This is a genomic window from Pontibacter korlensis (assembly GCF_000973725.1).
Taxonomy (GTDB): Bacteria; Bacteroidota; Bacteroidia; order Cytophagales; family Hymenobacteraceae; genus Pontibacter; species Pontibacter korlensis.
Genome location: NZ_CP009621.1, coordinates 3178925 through 3200666 on the forward strand (window position 1 = coordinate 3178925; position 21742 = coordinate 3200666).

Annotated in this window: 15 protein-coding genes; 3 read left to right on the forward strand and 12 right to left on the reverse strand. The window is 49.1% G+C overall.

Going from position 1 to position 21742, the window contains the following annotated elements; genetic code table 11:
- Positions 1–10: 10 nt before the first annotated feature.
- From PKOR_RS13630 to PKOR_RS13640, 3 genes are all read right to left on the reverse strand, one after another.
- The gene (locus tag PKOR_RS13630) at positions 11–1474 is read right to left on the reverse strand and encodes an aminoacyl-histidine dipeptidase (protein WP_046311443.1); all 1464 of its coding nucleotides are present in this window, start codon (positions 1472–1474) and stop codon (positions 11–13) included.
- A gap of 95 nt (positions 1475–1569) precedes the next feature.
- Complete coding sequence (locus PKOR_RS13635) at positions 1570–2622, reverse strand: ferredoxin--NADP reductase (protein ID WP_046311444.1); 1053 nt, start codon at positions 2620–2622, stop codon at positions 1570–1572.
- 70 nt (positions 2623–2692) lie between these two features.
- The gene (locus PKOR_RS13640; RefSeq protein ID WP_052738860.1) at positions 2693–3283 is read right to left on the reverse strand and encodes an RNA polymerase sigma factor; all 591 of its coding nucleotides are present in this window, start codon (positions 3281–3283) and stop codon (positions 2693–2695) included.
- 220 nt (positions 3284–3503) lie between these two features.
- On the opposite strand from PKOR_RS13640, the gene PKOR_RS13645 reads away from it, so the two are divergent.
- From PKOR_RS13645 to PKOR_RS13655, 3 genes are all read left to right on the forward strand, one after another.
- Positions 3504–3803, forward strand: a complete 300-nt coding sequence (locus PKOR_RS13645) for a hypothetical protein (protein WP_046311445.1) — start codon at positions 3504–3506, stop codon at positions 3801–3803.
- Between the two features lie 254 nt (positions 3804–4057).
- On the forward strand, positions 4058–5506 hold the full coding sequence (locus PKOR_RS13650; protein WP_046314495.1) for a glycoside hydrolase family 30 protein: 1449 nt from the start codon (positions 4058–4060) through the stop codon (positions 5504–5506).
- Positions 5507–5599: 93 nt separating this feature from the next.
- A complete protein-coding gene (locus tag PKOR_RS13655) occupies positions 5600–7042 on the forward strand; it encodes a glycoside hydrolase family 30 protein (protein WP_046311446.1) in 1443 nt (480 codons plus the stop codon).
- A 77-nt stretch (positions 7043–7119) separates the two neighbouring features.
- On the opposite strand, the gene PKOR_RS13660 is transcribed toward PKOR_RS13655, so the two are convergent.
- From PKOR_RS13660 to PKOR_RS13700, 9 genes are all read right to left on the reverse strand, one after another.
- Entirely contained in the window at positions 7120–9558 is a 2439-nt protein-coding gene (locus PKOR_RS13660; protein WP_046311447.1) for a TonB-dependent receptor, read from the reverse strand.
- 336 nt (positions 9559–9894) lie between these two features.
- On the reverse strand, positions 9895–10527 hold the full coding sequence (locus PKOR_RS13665) for a DUF3347 domain-containing protein (protein ID WP_046311449.1): 633 nt from the start codon (positions 10525–10527) through the stop codon (positions 9895–9897).
- Between the two features lie 172 nt (positions 10528–10699).
- Positions 10700–12472: an efflux RND transporter periplasmic adaptor subunit gene (locus PKOR_RS13670; protein WP_046311451.1), complete on the reverse strand. Its 1773-nt coding sequence runs from the start codon at positions 12470–12472 to the stop codon at positions 10700–10702.
- Between the two features lie 21 nt (positions 12473–12493).
- Positions 12494–13936 carry a TolC family protein gene (locus PKOR_RS13675; protein ID WP_046311453.1) on the reverse strand — a complete coding sequence of 481 codons (1443 nt, stop codon included), beginning with the start codon at positions 13934–13936 and terminating at the stop codon, positions 12494–12496.
- Positions 13933–17703 carry an efflux RND transporter permease subunit gene (locus PKOR_RS13680; RefSeq protein ID WP_046311454.1) on the reverse strand — a complete coding sequence of 1257 codons (3771 nt, stop codon included), beginning with the start codon at positions 17701–17703 and terminating at the stop codon, positions 13933–13935. Before PKOR_RS13680 ends, PKOR_RS13675 begins: the two co-directional genes overlap by 4 nt.
- A 97-nt stretch (positions 17704–17800) precedes the next feature.
- A complete protein-coding gene (locus PKOR_RS13685; protein WP_046311456.1) occupies positions 17801–18229 on the reverse strand; it encodes an HYC_CC_PP family protein in 429 nt (142 codons plus the stop codon).
- 129 nt (positions 18230–18358) lie between these two features.
- Positions 18359–19009 (reverse strand): CatA-like O-acetyltransferase, encoded by a 651-nt coding sequence (locus tag PKOR_RS13690; protein ID WP_046311458.1) that lies wholly within the window; start codon positions 19007–19009, stop codon positions 18359–18361.
- 453 nt (positions 19010–19462) lie between these two features.
- Entirely contained in the window at positions 19463–20119 is a 657-nt protein-coding gene (locus tag PKOR_RS13695; RefSeq protein ID WP_046311460.1) for a hypothetical protein, read from the reverse strand.
- Between the two features lie 56 nt (positions 20120–20175).
- Complete coding sequence (locus tag PKOR_RS13700) at positions 20176–21639, reverse strand: NADH-quinone oxidoreductase subunit N (protein ID WP_046311461.1); 1464 nt, start codon at positions 21637–21639, stop codon at positions 20176–20178.
- Between the last annotated feature and the right edge of the window lie 103 nt (positions 21640–21742).

Consider the following 21742-nt stretch of genomic DNA (forward strand, 5'->3'; position numbering starts at 1 on the left):
TGCTATGCAATTATGCTTTTACAGGTATGCCCTGTAAAGTATCGAGCAAGAAGTCCCAATACTTCTGTACCGAGCTGATCTGAACTTTCTCGTCAGGGGAGTGAGCGCCACGGATATTAGGTCCGAAGGAAATCATCTCCATGCCTGGGTAGTTAGAACCAAGTATACCACACTCTAGGCCGGCATGACAAGCGTTAACGTCTGGTTCGCTGTTGAATTTGTTGCGGTACAAGTCGCTCATCAGCTTGATGATTGCAGCATCAGGGTTCGGTGCCCAGCCTGGGTAAGAACCGCTTAGGCTTACCTCTGCACCCGCCAACTCCAGTGCAGACTGTATAGCGGCTGCCAAATCGTCTTTTTCTGAATCTACGGAGCTGCGTGTTAGGCACAGAATTCTGTACTCACCATCTTTCAATTCTACACGCGCTATGTTATTAGATGTTTGCACCAATCCTTCAATATCAGGACTCATACGGTAGATGCCGTTTGGCGTAGCGTAAAGTGCGCGGAGTAGCTTACCTGTAAATTCTTCTGTTGCTACCTGAGCCGGAGCTTCAACTCCAGCTACCTGTACCTGCAAATTAGGGTCAGTGGTTTTATACTCCTGTACCAGTATGGTCAGCTGCTCTTCTACGTATTTCTCAAAGGCCGCTTTATCTCCATAGGCTACGGCAACAAAGGCAGAAGACTCACGAGGTATGGCATTGCGAAGTCCGCCTCCATCTATACTTCCGATGCGAACATTAAACTGCTTGCTTGCATGGTGCAACAGGCGGTTCATCAGCTTATTGGCATTACCACGGCCGCGAATAATGTCCATGCCGGAATGTCCGCCGGTTAAGCCTTTTACAGTGAGCTTATAACCAGCCATACCTGCCGAAGTACTTTCCTGCTCGTATGTTCCAGTGGCTGTTACGTCCACGCCGCCAGCACAGCCTATGGTCAATTCACGGTCATCTTCGGTATCCAGGTTAAGGAGTATATTTGCATCCAGCAAACCACCTTTCAGGCCCAGGGCGCCTGTCATGCCTGTTTCCTCATCAATTGTAAACAATGCCTCGATGGCTGGGTGCTGGATGTCTTTAGATGCAAGTACAGCCATGATGGTAGCCACACCTATACCATTATCGGCACCCAAGGTAGTGCCGCGTGCTTTTACCCAGTCACCGTCCACATACATATCGATGCCTTGGGTATCGAAGTCGAAATTGGTATCGTTGTTTTTCTGGTGCACCATGTCCAGGTGGCTTTGCATGGCAACGGTTTGGCGGTTCTCCATGCCAGGGGTAGCAGGCTTCTTGATGATCACATTGCCTGTTTCATCCTTATGTGTTTCCAGGCCCAGGTTATGGCCAAAATCAAGTATAAACTGAATTACCCGCTCTTCTTTTTTAGAGGGACGGGGTACAGCATTCAGGTCAGCAAAGTTTTCCCATAGTGCCTTTGGTTCCAGGCTTCGTACTTCAGAGCTCATAGATTCTGTTGTTTTAGTTTCCGGTATCAGCCTTAGGGCTGAGAGAGCCTAAAGTTACGCATTTAAGCTGGAAAAGCAGGAAGGGGAGGAGCCAGTTAAGGGAGCTCAAGGCTTGCATCGCCACCAACAGGATAGCTCACGCAGGTGAGGGTGAGGCCTTTTTGCAGATCTCGCTCTGTCAGTACCCCGTTGTACGACATCCATATCTCGCCACTGGTGCAGCGGGCAGTGCAGTTGCCGCATTTCCCGGCTTCGCAGCTATAGGGCAGCGGTATACCCGCTTTCAGTGCTGCACGAAGTATGGTGGTAGGGTACTCTACCCTTAGTTTTTGTTCTTTCCCCCTATAAGTAACTATAACCTCATGGGCCTTGGTATCAGGAGGCATTTGTTTGACAGCCGCTTTAGTGGTATTAAAGTTTTCCCGGCGAATGTTCTGATCCGGCACACCTACCTGTCGAAGTACCCAAAAGCACATGCGCATATAGCTGTTGGGACCGCAGAGGTAAAACAGCACCTGGTCTAAAGGGGCAATTGCTAGTTGGCTGACAAACTGCTGCAGCAGGTCTTTGTACAATCTTGCTCGTGCCAGGTCAGGTGAGTTGCTGAATAGAAACTCGATGTGCAGGCGTTCCGGGAAAGCTGTAGCCAACTGCTCCAGTTCCTCCTTATAAATAGCTCTGGAAGGACTGCTGTTGCTGTAGATAAGCGTAACTGCTACATCCGGATGAGTATAGAGCAATGTTTTCAGCAAAGAGAGGATGGGTGTAATGCCACTGCCAGCTGCCAGCAGAAAAACCTGCCGGTAAGGCCGTAAATCATCTGGCAGAATAAAAAGCCCTGCGGCTCCGGCGGCGTATACTTTGTCGCCTATCTTTACATCGTCTACAAGCCTTCTGGAGAAGAAGCCGTTTTCAATACGCTTTATGCCTATACTTAGAGGCTCTTGTAATGCAGGGGAGGAGGTGATGGAGTAAGATCTGCGGATATCCCGTTCTTTATCGGTGTGTACCAGTGTCAGGTATTGGCCAGCTTTATATTCCAGTGGTTTATCCGGCTCAAGCTGAAAAGTTTTAAAGTCAGGTGCCTCCTGTCGGATACCTGTTATGGTGAGGGTGTAATGGTCTGTAGCGCTTATCTCTTGTGTCATGGTTATGCTACATACGCGAAGTGCGTGTTGGAGGTATTTTTATAGGGTACAGCCACAGGAAATGAAGCGCCTAAGACAAAAGAAATGCTAGTAAGGAAGTGCAAATTATTTCGTGCGCCTGCAGTTTCTCCCTGATAAAGCGGAGTGCCTTGTTCAGGTGGTTTTCTATATTGCTTGTGCTGGTGTTAAGCTCTGCTGCAATTTCACTGTTGCTGAGGCCTTGCAAGCGGCTCATTAGAAACACCTTCCGGCGTACCGGGGGCAAGGCTTCATAAATTTTGTCAAGCAGTGTTCCCAGCTCATTATAGCCTAAATTATTCTCAGTTGCGCGGCATATGTCCTGTTCAGAGTATGCCAGGTACTTCTGAAAAGCGAAGTGGTATGCACGCTGTTTGGCCTTGTTGTAAACTATGTTTTTGGCAACTGTAAACAAGAAGCCACCAAAGCTCTGCTGTGGGTTTAACGTATGGCGCTTTTCCCAAACCTTCAGAAAAACCTCCTGCACAACCTCCTCCGCGTCAATTTTATCCTGCGTTAGCTTAAAGGCAAAGGTGTAGAGCCGTGCTTCAAACTCTCGGTACAGGCATGCAAAAGCACCCTCATCTCCGGTAAGGAGTGAGTTTACCAAATGTTCGATTCTCTCTTTGTCTGCTGAATGCATGGTTAAATCTCCACTGCGTTGCTAATAGCAATGTTCTGCCTGCGAGTCATTGGCTTAAAAGTAAAAGAATTCTACTTACAAAAGAATATTCTAAATATTTTTTATTCTAATTCATTACCTTGCGAAGCATGGTAAGTGGTTACTAACTTTTATTGTTAGTGGAAGGTGGTGGGTTACTCATTTTGATTGTAGTAATAGTTGTAGCCAAAGGAATAGGTAGATGGACATTAAGCTACTAGAGAAGTTTTACAAAAACGAGTGCACTCCTGAGGAGGCAAAGAAGGTATTAAGTTGGTTTGAGCAAGAGGAACTGCAACAGGCCGAAGAAGCGGCTCTAGAGGCTGTGTGGCAGCATGCTGAGCTTGATGCAAATGAGCCTGCCTATGCCCATGATGCTGATAAACTACTGGCCAATATTCTGGCGAAGAAAGAATCAAAGAGTACGCAGGCAACCGATGAAGATACGCCAGTGTGGCCATTGCTTGCAGTAGCATTACTACTGCCTGTTTTGTTTGTATAGGTACTCATGGCGGGGTGCTTCTGGCTGATGTACTTTTCGGTGATGTGAACTGGAAGACAAATTGGTAAATGAGCCAGGTGAGTTTAAGATTCAGATTGCTGATAAGACTGCCTCTCTGAAGGATAGATAACAATTGTGAGAAGCAGGCTCTATTAATTGAGCCTGTTTCTTTTCTTAATATGTTTTACTAAGCTGCTCTACTTGTTGTACTGGTGACTAACACAGGTACAGGGGAGGAGCAAAAGATGATCAGAATGATAGCATTCACATATAAAAACAAGGTCTTAGGACTGCTCTTTATACTTGCAGCGGGCTGGCTCACGGGGTGTAGCGATTCAGACGATGCGAAGCCTGCGCCACCTCCGCCGCCATCAACTAGCAGCCAGGTAGAGTTCTGGCTTACGAATGCTGACAAATCGGTACTGTTTGCTAGGCAGACAGCCTCTCTGAACTTCAAGACCACTACCAACAGTAACCCGACTATCACAATAGATACCACCACCACTTACCAAAGCATTGACGGCTTCGGCTATACTTTAACGGGTGGCAGTGCGCTTGTTCTAAGCCAAATGGGAGCAAGCGACAGAGCCAAGCTACTGGAGGAGCTGTTTAAGCACGACGAGGCTAACATTGGCATAAGCTACCTGAGGTTAAACCTGGGGGCCTCTGACCTTAGTGCCAGCGTGTACTCTTACAACGACAGACCAGCAGGTCAACCCGACCCGGAGCTTAACTACTTCAACCTGGACCCGGATCGTCTGTACTACCTGCCTGTTCTGAAGGAAATACTGGCCGTTAATCCAAACATTACATTATTAGCTACACCGTGGTCGCCGCCAGCCTGGATGAAAACAAACAATAGCCCAAAAGGGGGTAGCCTGAAGCCGGAATACTATGAAGCATATGCACAATACCTGGTTAAGTATATCCAGGCTATGCAGCAGGAAGGAATCATTGTTGATGCGCTAACGGTCCAAAACGAGCCGCTGCATGATGGCAACAACCCTAGCATGCACATGTCGGCTGGTGAGCAGGCTAACTTCATCAAGAACAATATTGGTCCTGCTTTACGAGATGCTGGTCTGGCTACCAAACTAATTATCTACGACCATAATGCCGACCGTCCGGATTATCCTATTTCCATCCTGAATGACCTGGAGGCAAAGCAGTACATCGATGGCTCTGCCTTTCATCTGTACGGTGGCAATATTGAGTCACTCTCCCAAGTAAAAGCCGCTCATCCAGACAAGAACATATACTTTACGGAGCAGTACACCGGCGTAGGCGGCGACTTTGGCGGTGACCTGGGCTGGCATATAAGAAACCTGATAGTAGGGGCAACCCGAAACTGGAGTCGCAATGTGCTGGAGTGGAACCTGGCAGCCAACCAGAGTAACGGCCCTTATACCAACGGCGGTTGCAATACCTGCCTTCCGGCGGTAACCATTGGCAACAATGTTACCCGCAATGTCTCCTACTACATTATAGCACATGCTGCCAAGTTCGTGCGCCCGGGTTCTGTACGAGTGGGCTCTAATATTATTGGCTCTCTTCAGAATGTAGCTTTCCAAACACCGGATGGCAAAAAAGTGCTGATCGTGTTGAATGATGGCAGTGCTGCACAAACTTTTAATATTAGCCACAAAGGCAAGGTCGTGACCACTGCACTTAATGCTGGCTCCGTGGGTACCTATGTATGGTGAGTCTAGCAGTGCCTACAATCAATTGGATGTTCAACCCTTTTGCGGCTTGGCAGGAAACCTCGTGCTGCGGCTGTAATAAAAATTTAACCTAAGATGCTTAATAAAAATCTCTGTATGAGCCTGCTGCGCCGCACCCTGGCGCTGTCAATGCTGGCTTCATGCTTTACAGCCTGCCAGGAGAAAGGTACCAGCCAATCTGAAAGCGAATCCCCAGGTGTAGCCCTGTGGCTGACAACTCCTGATAAGTCTGTACTTTTTGAACGCCAGGACTCGAGTCTGGAGTTTGGTGGCAGCACGAATCAGTACCCAACAATTGAAATCAACGAGAATGAAACCTACCAAACCATGGACGGCTTCGGTTTCACGTTAACGGGTGGTAGTGCCATGCTTATTAACCAGATGGACCCGCAGAAGCGTGCTGCCATACTGGAAGAGCTGTTTGGTACTGACGGTAAAAAAATAGGTATCAGCTACCTGCGTGTAAGTATAGGTGCGTCAGATCTCGATCCGGAGGTGTTCTCCTACAATGATCTTGCTGCCGATGAGACAGATGTGAACATGGAGAAGTTTGACTTGTCTCCAGATAAGAGATACCTGATACCGGTGTTGAAGGAGATTCTTGCCATAAACCCCGACATCAAAATCATGGGTTCACCATGGTCGCCGCCAGCCTGGATGAAGACGAATAACAACTCAAAAGGTGGTAGCCTGAAGCCAGAATACTACAATGCCTATGCGAAGTATTTTATAAAATATATTCAGGGTATGGCTGAAGAGGGAATCAAAGTCGATGCCATTACGATTCAGAACGAGCCGCTGCACCCAGGTAATAACCCAAGCTTGCTGATGCTGCCGGAAGATCAGGCAATCTTTATCAAGAACCACTTAGGACCGGCTTTCGAAGCGGCCAACCTGGATACGAAGATTATCATCTACGATCACAATGCTGACCGGCCAGATTACCCTATCACTGTTTTGAACGACCCAGAGGCGAAGAAATATGTAGATGGCTCTGCTTTCCACTTGTATGGTGGAGCCATCGACTCCCTGTCTAACGTACACGAAGCTCATCCTGACAAGAATCTATACTTTACAGAGCAGTGGATTGGCGCACCAGGTGATTTTCCGGAGAACCTGCACTGGCACACAAAGAACCTGATCATAGGTGCACCACGCAACTGGAGCAAAACTGTGCTGGAGTGGAACCTGGCAGCTGACCCACAGCAGAACCCGCACACCCCAGGTGGCTGTACAGAGTGTCTTGGTGCCGTAACTATCGATGGAAACGAAGTTGCCCGCAACCCGGCATACTACATTGTAGCGCATGCCTCTAAGTTTGCGCGTCCAGGGTCTGTTCGTATTGGCAGCAATGTGCCGAATGGCCTGCCAAACGTTGCCTTTAAAACACCTGAAGGACACAATGTGCTGATCATGCTGAATGACAGCCAGTCTACCCAAAGTTTCAACATTAGCCACAAAGGCAAGCAGGTAACAACTACGCTAAGTGCAGGAGCCGTTGGCACCTACGTTTGGTAGGCTTACCTTCTATATAAAACAAAAGGCCTGCAGATAACCTGCAGGCCTTTTGTTTTACAACCTTAGAGGAATCGGGATTAATTACCGCCTGTACGGTTCAGCTCGTCCAGGTTTACGTTACGCTTCTTAGATTCAAATTCTGAGCCTTTATTGAAGCGGTAGCGCAGGTTTACTCTGAAGGAGCGGTTGCCCCAGTACTGCTCAATGGCGTTCACGTTGCCGTTCAACTCTGTATCTACTTTCATGATGCGGCTTTTAAAGATGTCGGTAACGTTCATGCTCAGGGTAAGTCTGTCGTTCAGAAAGCTGCGCTTTAGTCCAGCATCCACCCACCACTGTGGCTCCACCCTGTAGAGGCCATACACCGCTGCCCCCTGGTAATTTCCACCCAACTCCAGTCGGATGTCCTGCGGCAGCTGAATGTTATGAGTAGACTGTGCGATGGCAGTTACCTGATCATTTACGACCATCTTGCCGTTTACCGGGTTCGTAAACTCCTGGTACATCACGATCACGTTGTTGCTGATATCCCAGTTGTTGGAAATTTTAACAGGAGCGACAAGTGTGGCTCTGGCGCTCTTCATGTCCTGCACGTTTTGCTGCTGGAACACTGTGGTGTTATCCTCCGGATTCTGGTTTGGCACCTCGGCCATAAAATCCTTTGTAACAGCGTAGCCCAGTATCAGGTTATAAGTCTGCTTCAAGGTGTGTGTCATCTCAAATGAGTTGGTGTATTGTGGTCTCAGCTGTGGGTTCCCCTGCGCCCAGGTATAAGGATCCAGATAGAAGATAAATGGGTTCAGCGATTGGTAATTAGGTCTGTTAATGCGGCGGCTATACTTATATCCAATTTGGTAATTATCGCTAACCTTCTGCTGCAGGAATACGCTCGGGAAAAGGTCGAGGTAGCTGCGGTCTGTCTTCTCATTCTTCGTTAAGGAGTTGCCCCTGGATTCAGTCTGCTCAGCGCGCAGGCCTGCCTGCAGCGTCCATCGCTCGCCTAAGCTAGTGTTCAGGTTGGCATAAGTCGCGTAGATATTCTCTTTGTAGATAAAGTGATTGCTGCGTTTTGGGTCCAGCGTCTTTCTGTTGTCTGGCGTTTCATAAAAGCGCAGCTCATTATCAGATACTACATAACTTGCCTTTGCACCCAGCTCCATTTTAGTCTTCTTACTCAATGATTTCGTGAAGTCAATCTTGGCAGAGTAGATGTCGTAGCCGGTAGGGTTCTCGCTCAGCAGCAACTCCTGTACTGCAGGCTCATCGCTGCCTAAAGTCACATAGCGGTTCTCAAACTCAAGGTTATCGCGGCTATTAATGTGGACGTAGTCCAGATCAGCGGAGAGGGTGGTGCCTGTAGTGTCCAGCTTGCCCAGGTAGTGCAGGTTAAACGTGCTGTTGCTATACTTGCCATCAGCAGAGTTCAGTGCATCAATGTAAAGGTTATCGCCTGTTGTCACGTCGCGCAGGTAAGAATCCGTCTGGAAAAAGTTCTCACTGTTGCTGGTGATGATGTTTCCCATTAGGCCAATGCTGTGCTTGTCATTGATGTCGTAGTCAGTGCCGAAACGCAGCGATGGCTCAAACCGCTCGCTTTCCTCTCGTCCTATCTGGTTGAAATTACTTGTGCTGCCGTCCTGGCTCAGAAAGATGCGGCGCATTTCCATGTTGCGGTAGCGCTGGCGGCTGGCTAGGTCCAGGCTGCCGAAGGAATTCCACTTGCCACGTTTGTGGCTTACTTCAGCCCCTGAAGTATAAGTACTCAGGTTATTATACTGGTAGCCGGCGTATACACTGCCGTTCATACCTGTATCCACATTCTTTTTCAGGTTGATGTTGATCACGCCTGAGGCACCTTCTGCATCATATTTTGCTGAAGGGTTGGAGATGATTTCCAGGTCTTTCACGTTTTCGGCTGTCATACTTTGTAGCAAGGTCTGGAGCTCTTTGCCGGAAAGATAGCTGCGCTTACCATTGATCATGACCTGTACGCCTGCCTTACCGTTCAGCTGTATGTTGCCGTCTTGGTCTATCCAAACCCCTGGCGATTTGGCAAGCACCTCATAAGCCGTACTGCCACTAGCCAAAGCAGTGCCCTCTACGCTTACCACCATCTTATCCGGCTCAGTGGTAACGGTGGGCCGCATGGCCTGCACCTGTACTTCGTTCAGTGTTTTTACATCAGGCTTCATCCGCACCTTTCCAAAATCCTTGGAAAAGTTACTGCCTGTAACCTCAAAAGCAGGAGTCTGCAACTCTACATAGCCCAAGCCGCTCAGCTTAAGTATATACTTTCCTTTAGCCGGTGTCATGATCTGGAAATTGCCATCCATGTCGGCAATGGCACCAGTAATTACCTTGGCTGTAATTGCCTCTAGCACAGCTACATTCACGAAGCCGACAGGTTGCTCTTTATCGTCCAGCACAGTGCCCGTAAGCATACCTGCCGACTGCGCAAAAGTATAACCGCTACAGAGGAATAATAAAAGTGGTAGAAGAAGGTAAAATCTTTTCATGGTTTTATTTTGTGTAGTGTTGTTTGTGAATGGATCAGTGGTGTAAAGTTACTTTATAGTACTTGGTATCACAAGGTACTGTTTGTTGTTTTCGCATACTTTTAGACGAATCGGGATATTTTATCGGCCAACACCAGGCAGGTATGGCCAGGTAGGCATATGAAAGGAAAGCTGCTAGCGGGCTTTGTTTAGTAGATGATGTAAAGCCTTGAATGGTTGCTTACTACAGTAAAATATTTCTGAGCAGGCTGGTCTGAAACTTGTAAATTGGAGGGGCACAAAAAAAGGCAGAGAGCTTTTAAGCTTTCTGCCTTTACATGTATGGTGGGTATTGACCTAGTTTAATACCTCTTGTGTGCTGCCGCACTTCAGCATGCTGTCGCCAAAGTATGGGTTGCGTATTTCCTCATTAGAGCTCAGCCAATAAGCACCTTTATCGTTCAGGGCCATCGGGCAGTGCTGGTAGTACAGCTTTTGATCGCTAGCGCCAAAAGCTTTGGCCATAGCATATACAGCCTCTGAAAGTTGCTCCAGGTTCTCGCGCTGTGCTTCAACAGCAGTAGCTCCTGCTATGCTGGTAGCGCTGTTTACTACCTGCTCTCTTTTTTCTTCAGCGTAGGTTTTTGAATCTGGTTCTGAGATAGCAGCAACAGGCATAGCTTTGGCTACAGTCAGCACCTCGTTAGCAGCAGCCTGAGCAGCTTTAGCGTCAGAGGCTACGAGTGCATCCTTCAGTTTCAGGTACTCATCTACCAGTTGTGAAATCTGTGTCTTAACAGGCTCTGCCACCGTAGTGTAGTCTGGCGTTTCAACCACTACCTGCTCTGTGGCTTGTCCGTGTTCCGCATCGCCATGCGCCATTCCTTCCTGATGCTCTTGGGTTGCCTCCGTGTTTTCAGTGTTGCTCTCTGAGCATGAAGAGAAGGTAAAAGCGGCTAGTATAGCTGCGGCAAATAATGTCTTTTTCATGTTGATGAAATAGGTTTTTATAAATGTGAAATTAATGATTTACTTGTTGTAGCGCCACAAACACCACTGCAAGCAGGAGAGCGGCATATAATATCCACTTTTGCCAGTTTTGCTTTGGCTGGCGTGGTTCCTCATCTCCGGTTCTGCAACATTCTTTCATGGTCGTTCTTATTTAGTGTACGTGGCTTTGTACTGGCGCAGGCTGTTCCTTTGCGGCAGATGACTGCCCTTGTCTGTAAGTTTGCGCTGTCTCCCCGCAGGTCAGCATAGCCTCTCCAAAGTACGGGTTTCGGATTTCCTTTTGTTCGCTCAGCCAGAAAGCGCCCTTGTCTTCCATGGCCATAGGGCATTTCTGCTTATAAACTACCTCCTTGTTTGTGCCAAACGTTTCCACGGCCTCAATCAGGTGGTTGGATAGAGGAGAGAAGGCTGTGCGCTGCTTCTCCAGTGCAGTACTTTTCTGTATAGCCTCTGCGTTCGATTTCAGGGCGGGTAGGAGTTGCATCCACTTGGCATGGGTGCTGCCATCCAGTAAGCTCATATCTACCTGGTTGAGGGACTGGTTAAACTTGCCTGCAGCCTGTCGACTGGCATCCAAATCAGAAGCTACCAACGCATTCTTAAGCGTATAATAGCTGTCTACTAAAGCTGTCAGTTGTTTCTGGAACGCTTCCGGTACCTCCATCATCTTGTTAGCTGGTGCGGTCATCATGCTATAGTTACCGCTCAGTTGGGCAGCTCCGTCTACAGCGAAAACGCCGTTTGTTACTACCTGCTCCCCCTTGCTTAAGCCAGTCTGTACCAGGTACATATCTCCCAAACGTGGCCCTAAAGTGATCTCCCTCATCTCAAATGCCGGCACCTCACGGTCATCAACCTTAACGTACACAACAGAGCGCTTACCAGTCCATAAAACGGCAGTCTTTTGCACGGCAAGGGCATCTTCAGTGCCTGCAGCTTTGGTGGAGGTTTTGATACGTGCATTGGCAAACATACCTGGCTTTAGCTGATTACCAGGGTTGGCTACCTCAGCACGTACCTGCACAGCACGGGTACTGGCATCTAGTACAGGGGTTATAAACTGTACCTTGGCTTTAAACTCTTCGCCTGGTATACCCGGTACGGTAAAGTTTACGGTAGCACCTTCTTTGATCCAGGAAAGGTCACTTTCATAAGCATCCAGCACTACCCACACAGAAGAAAGGTTGGCTACCTCAAATAACACTGAACCTGTGCTCACATAATCGCCTACGGCCACCATGCGTTTAGTGACCACTCCAGAGGCATCAGCATAAATATCGAAGTTGGTGAGCAGTTCGTTGGCACTCTCAATACGCTGAATCTGGCTGTTAGACAGGTTCCACAGCCTGAGTTTTGTTTTGGCCGCTTCGTAAAGCTCTGGCATCAGGTCTTTTGACTTAGCAGCTTCTTGTAACTCGCGCTGGGCAGTAATCAGTTCCGGGGAGTATATGGAAGCCAAACGCTCGCCTTTTTTTACCTCCTGGCCAGTAAAGTTCACATAGAGCCGCTCAATACGACCAGGGAATTTGGCTGTTATAGAAGATACCTTTTGCTCGTTGAGTTGCACTGTTCCTGACAGCATCAGCTCGTTCTGAGGGTTAACCAGCTGTACCGGGGACGTCTGTATATTGGAGAGAGCGATGGCTTCCGGCGTCATCTCAAGTACATATGGGCTTGCCTCTCCACCGTTGCCACCTGTTGCCGACACCGGGATAAGATCCATGCCGCAGATAGGGCATTTACCCGGCTCGTTCTGGCGGATGTTGGGGTGCATAGAGCAGGTATATTCTGTTGCTCCAGCTGTTTTAGCTGCATGGTTATGGCTTTCCTCTGCAGCCCTGCCACCGAAGAGAAGCCAGCCCAGTAACAGGCCACCCAGCGCTACCAGCAGGTATGTTGCAAATCGTTTATTTCGTGATTTCATCTGATCGAAGATATCTTTTGATTAATTATCGCTGTTCATCATTCTGTTAATGGCCGACACGGCAACGTGCTGGTTTGTAATTGCCTGCAGTTGCTGCTGTCTGTAACCTAGTATAGCCTGGCGCTGCCGCAGAATCTCCTCTATACCTGCGCCTGCCACCGAGTAATTGGTGGTAAGCAAGCGGATAGCCTGTTCGTTAAGGATAATCTGCTCTTCCAGTAGCTGCAAAGTAGAACTGGCACGTTGGTAGTCGTACAGCAGGTTCTCCAGCTCAGAGAAAAGCTGTTTCTCGGCGGCCTCCTTGTTATAAGTTGCCGCTTCCTGCGCGTACTGCGCCTCCTTTTTAGCCGCATTATACTTCTTGCGGTAGATTGGCAGGCTTACTGTTACCATAGGCATGACCATATTGTCACCACCCATTGGCATCTGCGTCATTTCATCAGTGCGGGGCTTTAGTACCATATAGTTTAGGCCAAAGCCAATCATGGGTCTGCCCATCAGCTGTGCCATGCGGTACTGAGCCTCTCGTGCTTTCTCATCCCACTCATACATCTTCAGCATCGGGTGATTCATGCGAACAGAGTCCTGGATGAGTGCCAGAGTGGCTGGAAGAGCGACAGGAGTTAGCGTGTCTGTAACCTGCACCTCCATATCAGGCTGCCTGTTGAGGAGGTTGTTAAAGGCCACTACCTGTGGTCGTCTGGAATCACGGAGTAGCTGCAGCCTGTTTTCCAGCTCCTTTACCTGCACCCGTATCAGGATCACATCCACCATGCTGCTACCTGAGCTTGCCATAGAGGCCATACTTCCGCCACTCATATTCCCACCTGATCTTGCTGAAGAGGTGTTGCCTCCTGTTGCTGATCCACCTCCCATACCAGTCATACCTGAGGAGGTACTGCCAGCGGAGTTGCCGCCCATACTTCCTGCTGGTGATCCGGCTGTACTTGAACGAGGTGTAGCTGGGGCACTAGCTGCCGGGGCGGATTTATACTTAGCTAGTGCCACCCGCTCTAGCGCCTTCATAATCTCCAGTTCCCGCTCCAGTAGCTGCACCTCTTCATCTATTTGATACAGGCTAAGCCAGGTGGTGCGCACGTCGTGATAGAGGTTGATCTTGGCTTCCATAAATGAAGCAAACTTCATCTGGGCCATGTACTGTGCCTCGTTTTTAGCTGCACCAAGAGAGCCAAACCACGGAAACATCTGCATAATGGAGGCTTCGCCTACTTGTTTACCCATATACCTTTCCATCGGCTCCAGAAAGAAACCGAACGATGCCTCCGGGTCGGGAAGAGAGCCAGCTTGTGGCACTTTCTGCAGTGCAGCCTGGTATTCAGCGAAGCGGGCTTTCAGCAGCGGGTTGTTTTCTCCGGCTGTTACCTGGTACTCCTGCAGCGTTTGCGCCTGTAGCGCAGGAGCAGCTATCAGTAGGAGTATTATATATAAGATGATCTTTTTCATGCTACTTGCTTGATTTGTTTGCGAACCTTCACTTCTTCGCGCCAGCTATACAGCACTGGCACAATGAACAGGGTGATCAATGCTACCACCATGCCTCCGAAAGTCGGAATGGCCATCGGAACCATGATATCAGAACCACGGCCGGTAGAGGTAAGTACAGGCAGCAGGGCCAGCAGGGTAGTGGCCGTTGTCATCAAACATGGCCTTACGCGGCGCATACCTGCCTCCAGCACGGTTTCCCGCACTTGTTTCTCCGACTCCAACTGTAGCCCCTCAAAGCTTTGTTTCAGGTAAGTGCCCATTACCACACCGTCGTCTGTAGCTATACCGAAGAGGGCGATAAAGCCCACCCATACAGCCACACTCAGGTTAAAGGTACGCATCTGGAACAGCTCCCGGATGTTGGTGTCTCCAAAGGAGAAGTTCAGGAACCAGTCTTGGCTGTAGAGCCACAGCATCATAAATCCACCCGAAAAAGCCATGGCAATAGAGGTGAAAATAAATAGCGTGGTAGATACAGAACGGAACTGGAAGTACAGGATCAGGAAGATGATGAGCAAGCTAAGCGGGATCACAATAGAAAGTCTCTTCTCTGCCCGTACCTGATTTTCGTAGGTGCCTGAGAACTTGTAGCTCACACCAGATGGCACCACCAGTTCTCCAGACTCAATCTTCTGGTTCAGGTAGCGCTGCGCATCCTCCACCACTGAAACCTCAGCAAAGCCGTCGCGCTTATCGAGCAGCACATAGCCCGTCAGGAAGGAATTTTCACCACGGATCATCATAGGCCCAGGGCGGTATATTACCTCGGCAATCTCGCCCAACGGTACCTGCGCTCCACTAGCCGTTGTAATCATGATGCGATCAACTGACTCAGGATCGTTACGGTATTCTCGGGCGTAGCGGGCACGGATAGAGTAGCGCTCCCGGCCTTCTACAGTAGTTGTTAGCGCCATACCGCCCATCGCCACTTCTAAATATTCCTGCACATCCGCCACATTAAGGCCATAGCGGGCCATTGCTCGACGATTCAGTTCTATCTCCATGTAAGGCTTGCCAAGGGAACGGTCGGCAAACACAGCCTCCGGCTTTACTGATGGCACCTCTTTCAGGTAGCGCTCCAGCTGAAGGCTGAAGTCTTCTATGGTTTTCAGGTCAGGGCCGTATACTTTGATACCCATTGGGGCGCGCATGCCGGTCTGCAGCATCACGAGGCGTGTTTCTATTGGCTGTAGCTTTGGTGCCGAAGTAACGCCAGGTACATTAGCCACTTTTACGATTTCATTCCAGATATCATCCGGGCTTTTAATGTGGTCGCGCCACTGGCGGTAATATTCACCGTTTTTATCCTCCACCAGCTCACCAGCCTCATCGCGCACAAACTCACCTGCATCGTCTACTTTGTAGCGAATTCGCTGGCCGTTGGCATCTGTCTTATACTCGGACTTGTACTGAATCACGTTCTCGTACATCGACATTGGCGCCGGATCAAGCGCAGTTTCAGCCCTACCTGCCTTGCCCACTACCATTTCCACTTCCGGGATGGCTGTGATGAGCATATCCAGTTGCTGCACGATGCGCTTATTGGCCTCCACGCCTGAGTGCGGCATTGAGGTAGGCATCAACAGGAAGGCTCCTTCATCCAAAGAAGGCATGAATTCTTCGCCCAAGCCAGGGAAAGTATGTGCTAAGCCGCTCCAAACAGAAGTGGTGCGAATATTATAGCCTGTTTTGTCGATGCCGCTTGCCAGCCATCCAAACACGCCGTTGAAACCTAGCCATACGTTTAAGCCAATCAGCATAATAAGCGCTGGAATAGCCAGAAACTTAGCTTTATTGGCCAGGCACCACATCAGGATGCGCGGGTACGCTTTTATAAATAAGGCAAAAGTCCCCAGCACTAAACCAATGACGAGCAGGATGAAGAGGAAGTTTAAGACCAAGCTAGCAGAAGCACCCAACGGCATCCAGTAAGAAGCCAACAACCACGATACTGCCAGCACGGCAATAGCTACCATAACAGGCATGTTGTATCGGCCATAACGCTCTGGTTTATAATAGGTTATCAGGTTGTTGGCAGCAATCAGAAGGAGCGTGATACCTGCCAGCGGAAGTATAAAAATAGCCACCACACCCATACCAAGCAGCACCCAGTTAAAGATCTTTGACCAAGTCACGTTCTTCGACCTCAGCCCAAGTATAGAATGGGCAAAAGCCGGCATGATCAGGATCGCAAAAATTAGTGAGGCTACCAGTGCGAAAGTCTTAGTGAAGGCTAGTGGACCAAACAACTTACCCTCAGCTGCCTCTAAAGTAAACACCGGCAAGAAGCTAACGATGGTAGTGGATACGGCCGTAAGTATGGCAGTGGCTACCTCGGTAGTGGCATTGTACACCGTCTTTAACAGCGACTGCCCGGGAGGTGCCTCATCCAGATGGCGCAGGATATTTTCGTTCAGGATGATGCCCAAATCCACCATAGTACCAATGGCAATGGCTATACCTGACAAGGCCACGATATTGGCATCCACGTTGAAGTACTTCATCATGATGAAGGTCATCAGTACAGCCAGTGGGAGCAGGGCAGAAATAAGCAACGAAGCGCGCAGGTTGTACACCATCACGATGATTACGATGATGGTGATAAGAATTTGAAGCAGGATAGCCTCGTTAAGTGTTCCCAGTGTCTCATTGATCAGCTGCGTACGGTCGTAGAAGGGCACAACCGTTACTTTGGAAGTACGCCCGTCAGCCAGCTTTTTTGTTGGCAGGCCAGCAGAGATCTCGTCCAGCTTCTCCTTTACATTATTGATAACGGCCAGCGGGTTGTCGCCGTAGCGGGCTATTACCACACCGCCCACAGCCTCGGCACCGCTTTTATCCAGCACACCGAGCATAGAGCGGTCGGCAGGACCTATGTTTACACGGGCAATATCGCGGATGCGGATAGGTACGTTGGCATTTACCTTTACCACAGCCTCCTCAATATCCTCCAGGTCCTGTACATAGCCCAGGCCACGCACCAGGTACTCTACTTGGTTTATCTCTACGGTATTAGCCCCTACATCCTGGTTGCTGTTCTTCAAGGTGTTCATCACCTCCATCATGGAGACATTGTTTGCCTTCATGGCGATGGGGTCCAGATCCACCTGGTACTCTTTGATATAGCCACCTACGGAGGCTACCTCGGCTACACCTTCTGCCCCGGCCAGGGCATAGCGTACATAAAAGTCTTGGATGGTACGCAGTTCGTGTAGATCCCAGCCACCGGCAGGTTTCCCGTTCTCATCACGGCCTTCCAGCGTGTACCAGTATACCTGTCCCAAAGCTGTAGCATCCGGGCCTAGTTTTGGAGTTACCTCCTCAGGCAGCAGGTCGGCTGGCAAAGAGTTGAGTTTCTCCAGTATTCGGGAGCGGCTCCAGTAATACTCCGTATCCTCGTCGAAGATAACGTAGATGCTGGAGAAGCCGAACATAGAGGTTGAACGGATGGTTTTAACCCCTGGCATGCCCAAAAGAGAGGTGGTAAGCGGATAGGTGATCTGGTCCTCCACATCCTGCGGAGAGCGGCCCATCCACTCTGTAAAAATAATTTGCTGGTTCTCACCGATGTCCGGAATAGCGTCAACCGGGACCGGGTCTCGTGGAAGAAAATTGACATTCCAGTTGAATGGAGCTACTACAATGCCCCACCCAACGATGAGGAGTAGGAGCAAAACCGTTACAAGTTTCTGCTCCAGAAAGAATTTTATAATGCTGTTTAACATGCTTGATTCGATTAGATACAAAGGAGTTAGGCTACCGAAAAGGCAGCAACAAACTGAACCAGCCTACACAGGCAGGTTTAATCGAAAAAAGCAGAGTTTATATCAGGAAAGACTGCACCAGCACCGGTATGTCGCGGGCTAGTGGGGGGGACTCGTATAAGGCGTAAGCTGGCTTTAGCTCAACTTCAGGAGCAAACCACTGAAGCACCAGTACCTTAACAGCGGCAATAAACTTGATATCCTGCAGCTTGTTCAGTGAAACAGGTTTGTCTTTTGCAGCCACATCCAGCCGCTCCACTTTTACCTGGTGGTCTTGGCAGCAGTTCTCATCAGCTTCTTGGTCTGGAGCATGGCAAGGAGGAATCTCTTCCTTGGGCTTCTCCATCGGGCATTCTGCCTCGGCTCCGAAGAAGGTTACATCTCGTAACTCTCCGCCACAAATATGCATACCCACAGCCATACCCGTCGAGGAGACGAGCACCAGCAGTGTAAGGGTTAGCAATAAGATCTGGCGGTATAGGTTCATGAGTTACTTTATACTTGCTACAAAGGTATAAGCCCAAGCGCAAGGATGCTTATAAAATTAACAAAAACTTTTACATAATTTCTCCCTTAAGGTTGTAAAAGCTTTGAAATTAAATTTATTTATACTTCTCTAAACCAGTGAGTTTATGCTTTCTTCCATATGCTTCAGGAAGAGGTGAATGTGGTAGCCATCGGCCAAAGCATGGTGTACCCGCACACTCAGTGGCAGCACCACTTTCTCTGCTTGTACCTCTAATTTTCCAAAAGCTAACTTAGGAATAGCGTCGTTAGCGTCGCCCATATGGGCATGCTCCATTCCATTAAACTTAAACCAAGGAAGGGTGGTGGCATGTATCAGATCAGGGCCGTTGTAGCCGTAGAATAGCTTGCTGCCTTGCTTCGCCTCAGCCACAATTTCAGAAGCCTCTTTAGAGAAAGCCTGAAGGTCCGGGTGGTGCGGCAGGTGTACGAAAGACACTGTTTTACGGTCCGTCAGCACTGTAGTTGAAATATCTGCGGCCTCATACTTTACTACTTCATTGCCTTCCAGGCGCAACAGGAAGTTATCTGTCTTTAAAACGCCTTGTGTAGCGGCATGCATATAAGCCAGAAAAACCGAAAGCTTGTGCTTTTTGCAATAGTGGAATAAGTTGGTAATTTCTACTTCGGTGTGGACATTGAAGAAAGGCTGCTCAAAGCCTTTGAAGAAATGAAAATGCTCTTCACGCTCCCAACCTTTCGTTTCGAAGCGTGTTTTTTTGTATTGAGATCTTGTAAGCATGTAAGCAGTTGATGATGGCGCAAAGGTACAGCTTTGGGCAAAGGCTGAAAAGGAGATTTTCTTTTAGTTCTAAACAAGTGGGGGAAGCTATACTTTCTTGCTGCTGTTCATCCCTAGCCTTACAACCGCTGCTGTTTCATCTTTGGCTTTGTTGCCCTCTAGGCCGGGAGGCCTCGTCCTTGGGTTGAGCGCTGTGTTCCCTCCTGCGCCAGGGCGCTGCCGCTCGCGCGGCACCGGATCTCACAAGGCGCTCAACCCAAGGACTGGGATCATTTTAAATAGCTCCTGCTTTCTGCAACTGTCCCCTTAAGGACAAGTGAGACGAGAGTCGAAACTTGCGACCGTAGGTCAGAGGGGTGGGTTCGCTTAGGTAGCTAGTGCTACAGCACTTAGACTTTGAGAAATGGCAGCCTCGGTAAAACTAAAGCAGGGAGTTGGAAAAAACCAATTTCTTCACCTGATCTTAAATCCCAGACCTAGCAGCCCGTGCAGGGCAACATTGGGGACTTGTGCTTCTCCATTTGCTACAGGTACCTCTACATAAGAGGCCGTAACCCTGCCTTCTCCAAGAATAAACCACTTTTTGGTGAAGTAGTAGCGTTTAGTTACAGCAGCCTCCACCACAGAGCCGGAAATGTAGTAGCCTTCGTCAAAAATGCCCCTGTCTTCTGGATAGGGAACATTGTGTATGGTTGATTCGGGATGTGTGATAACTAGTCCGGCACCGGCGGAGAGGGTAAGGCCGTAGACCAGCCAGAGGCGGTTTAGGGTAAGCAGATTATAGCCATCGGTTATAGAAAAGCGCTGCACCTCAGGCGGTGGGTTGTCAAGTATGAGCTTGTGGTGCGTAAACTTCAGTTCCCAGCCTTTTTCGCTTTGCCAGGTGCTCACGCGGATGTCGTAGTATACTGGTGGGTTGAAAGGTTCTGTGCAGTATTTGGCCCTTAATTCAATATCCGCCGCATCGCTCTGCGAAATGTGTAGGGGCGTAAGGAAGTTATGCGCACCTCCGCCTGCCACTGCTACTTCCCAGGCTCGGTTCTGGCTATTTCCTGTATGTGCCCAAAGTAGCAGGGCTGTGATAAGCAGCGCCAACTGTTTCAGCTTCATCCCCTCATCCTCCTAAGTATAACCAATAAGTTTAACGGGGGATGATGTGCTCGTGTTTACCGTGCTACCATGGCCGGGGCGGAGGAAAAGATGTTCTGTATGATATCAACTAGGGCAGTAGGGTAAACACCTACTATAACGAGCAGCAGTGCCAGCACTGCCAAGGTGCCAACACTGGCAAGGTAAATGGAAGGGCGCAATCGTTTTCTTGGCTCGACTTCCGTAACGTCTGGTTGCTGAAACATCACGGCAATCACTTTGATGTAATAATATAAGCCGATGACACTGTTTAGCACCAGCATCGCCACAAGCAGCCAAAGCTGTGTGTTTACACCTGCAGCTAAAAGGTAGAACTTGCCTACAAAGCCAGCGGTAAGCGGAATACCAGCTAGTGAAAGCAGCATCGCAGTGAAGACGGTGGCAGTCCAGGGGCGCCGCCATAGCAGGCCTTGGTAATCTTCCAGTAGTTCGGCGTCCCGTTCCTTATCCGACAGCATGGCTACCACACCAAAAGCACCCACGGTGGTAATGAAGTAGGCGACCAGGTAAAAGGATACCGCTTCCACGCCCATCTGATTACCAGCCAGAAAAGCCACAAGTAAATAACCCAAGTGCGAGATAGAGGAGTAAGCCAGAATACGCTTCACATTTGTCTGCAGCAGTGCCAGCAGGTTACCGGCAATCATGGAGGCAACCGCCACAATGGTGAAAATTGTAATGAGCGTAGGATAACGGAAGCCATCCACTTCCATAAAAAAGCGAAGCAAGAGGCCGATAACCCCACCTTTAGATACTGTGGCAATAAAAGCCGTAACCGGGGCAGGAGCACCCTCATACACGTCGGGCGTCCACATATGGAAAGGTACTACGCTCAGCTTAAAGCCAATGCCGATAATCATCATGCCGAAGCCGGTTAGCAGCAAGAGTGGAAGCTCCTGTAGCCCAGCCATGGCTGTGGCTATGCCGGCAAAGGTCATGGTGCCAGTGCTAAAGTATACCAGCGCCATCCCGAAGAGCAGGAAGGCAGAAGAAAAGGCGGCAAGTATAAGGTATTTGATGCCAGCTTCATCGGAGCGTTCACGGGCACGCAGATAAGAAATAAGTGCATACAAGGAGACACTCAGTGCCTCCAGCCCCAGAAAAAGCGAGGCAAAGTGCGTGCTGATTACCATAGTGCAGGCACCTAAGGTAGAGAGCAGCAGTAGAATATAATATTCCTCTTTCTGTTCTTCCCGCTGCTCAAAGTAGGCGTAGGAGAGCATACTTATTAGCAGTGCCGTTGCCAGAATCAAACCAATATAGAATATCCCAAATCCGTCTATCACGAATAAAGGAGCAATAGGATACGATGTGACACCTCGTAGTTCAAAAAGGGACAGGAAAGCAGCCGCAAAAGACACAGCCGTAATAACATAAATAATCTTATGGTTCCGCCATGCCGCCACCACCAGCATGTTGATGAGTGCAGCTACCGTAAGTATAATCAGCGGCATCAGGTGCAGGAAGTCTGTTTGGCTCATGGTGTTTATGATTTGGGGATTTGAGTATCTGGTAATTTGTAAATGCTAATCATTATTGCTGGCGCGAGCTTATAGCTCGTGTCAATTTTCAGCGTTTGCGGTA

Coding starts and splice junctions, on each gene's coding strand:
- PKOR_RS13675 (WP_046311453.1), bottom strand. CDS start 13,936: ATGAAAAAGATCATCTTATATATAATACTCCTACTGATAGCTGCTCCT.
- PKOR_RS13645 (WP_046311445.1), top strand. CDS start 3,504: ATGGACATTAAGCTACTAGAGAAGTTTTACAAAAACGAGTGCACTCCT.
- PKOR_RS13665 (WP_046311449.1), bottom strand. CDS start 10,527: ATGAAAAAGACATTATTTGCCGCAGCTATACTAGCCGCTTTTACCTTC.
- PKOR_RS13655 (WP_046311446.1), top strand. CDS start 5,600: ATGCTTAATAAAAATCTCTGTATGAGCCTGCTGCGCCGCACCCTGGCG.
- PKOR_RS13630 (WP_046311443.1), bottom strand. CDS start 1,474: ATGAGCTCTGAAGTACGAAGCCTGGAACCAAAGGCACTATGGGAAAAC.
- PKOR_RS13690 (WP_046311458.1), bottom strand. CDS start 19,009: ATGCTTACAAGATCTCAATACAAAAAAACACGCTTCGAAACGAAAGGT.
- PKOR_RS13635 (WP_046311444.1), bottom strand. CDS start 2,622: ATGACACAAGAGATAAGCGCTACAGACCATTACACCCTCACCATAACA.
- PKOR_RS13680 (WP_046311454.1), bottom strand. CDS start 17,703: ATGTTAAACAGCATTATAAAATTCTTTCTGGAGCAGAAACTTGTAACG.
- PKOR_RS13700 (WP_046311461.1), bottom strand. CDS start 21,639: ATGAGCCAAACAGACTTCCTGCACCTGATGCCGCTGATTATACTTACG.
- PKOR_RS13640 (WP_052738860.1), bottom strand. CDS start 3,283: ATGCATTCAGCAGACAAAGAGAGAATCGAACATTTGGTAAACTCACTC.
- PKOR_RS13685 (WP_046311456.1), bottom strand. CDS start 18,229: ATGAACCTATACCGCCAGATCTTATTGCTAACCCTTACACTGCTGGTG.
- PKOR_RS13670 (WP_046311451.1), bottom strand. CDS start 12,472: ATGAAATCACGAAATAAACGATTTGCAACATACCTGCTGGTAGCGCTG.
- PKOR_RS13695 (WP_046311460.1), bottom strand. CDS start 20,119: ATGAAGCTGAAACAGTTGGCGCTGCTTATCACAGCCCTGCTACTTTGG.
- PKOR_RS13660 (WP_046311447.1), bottom strand. CDS start 9,558: ATGAAAAGATTTTACCTTCTTCTACCACTTTTATTATTCCTCTGTAGC.
- PKOR_RS13650 (WP_046314495.1), top strand. CDS start 4,058: ATGATAGCATTCACATATAAAAACAAGGTCTTAGGACTGCTCTTTATA.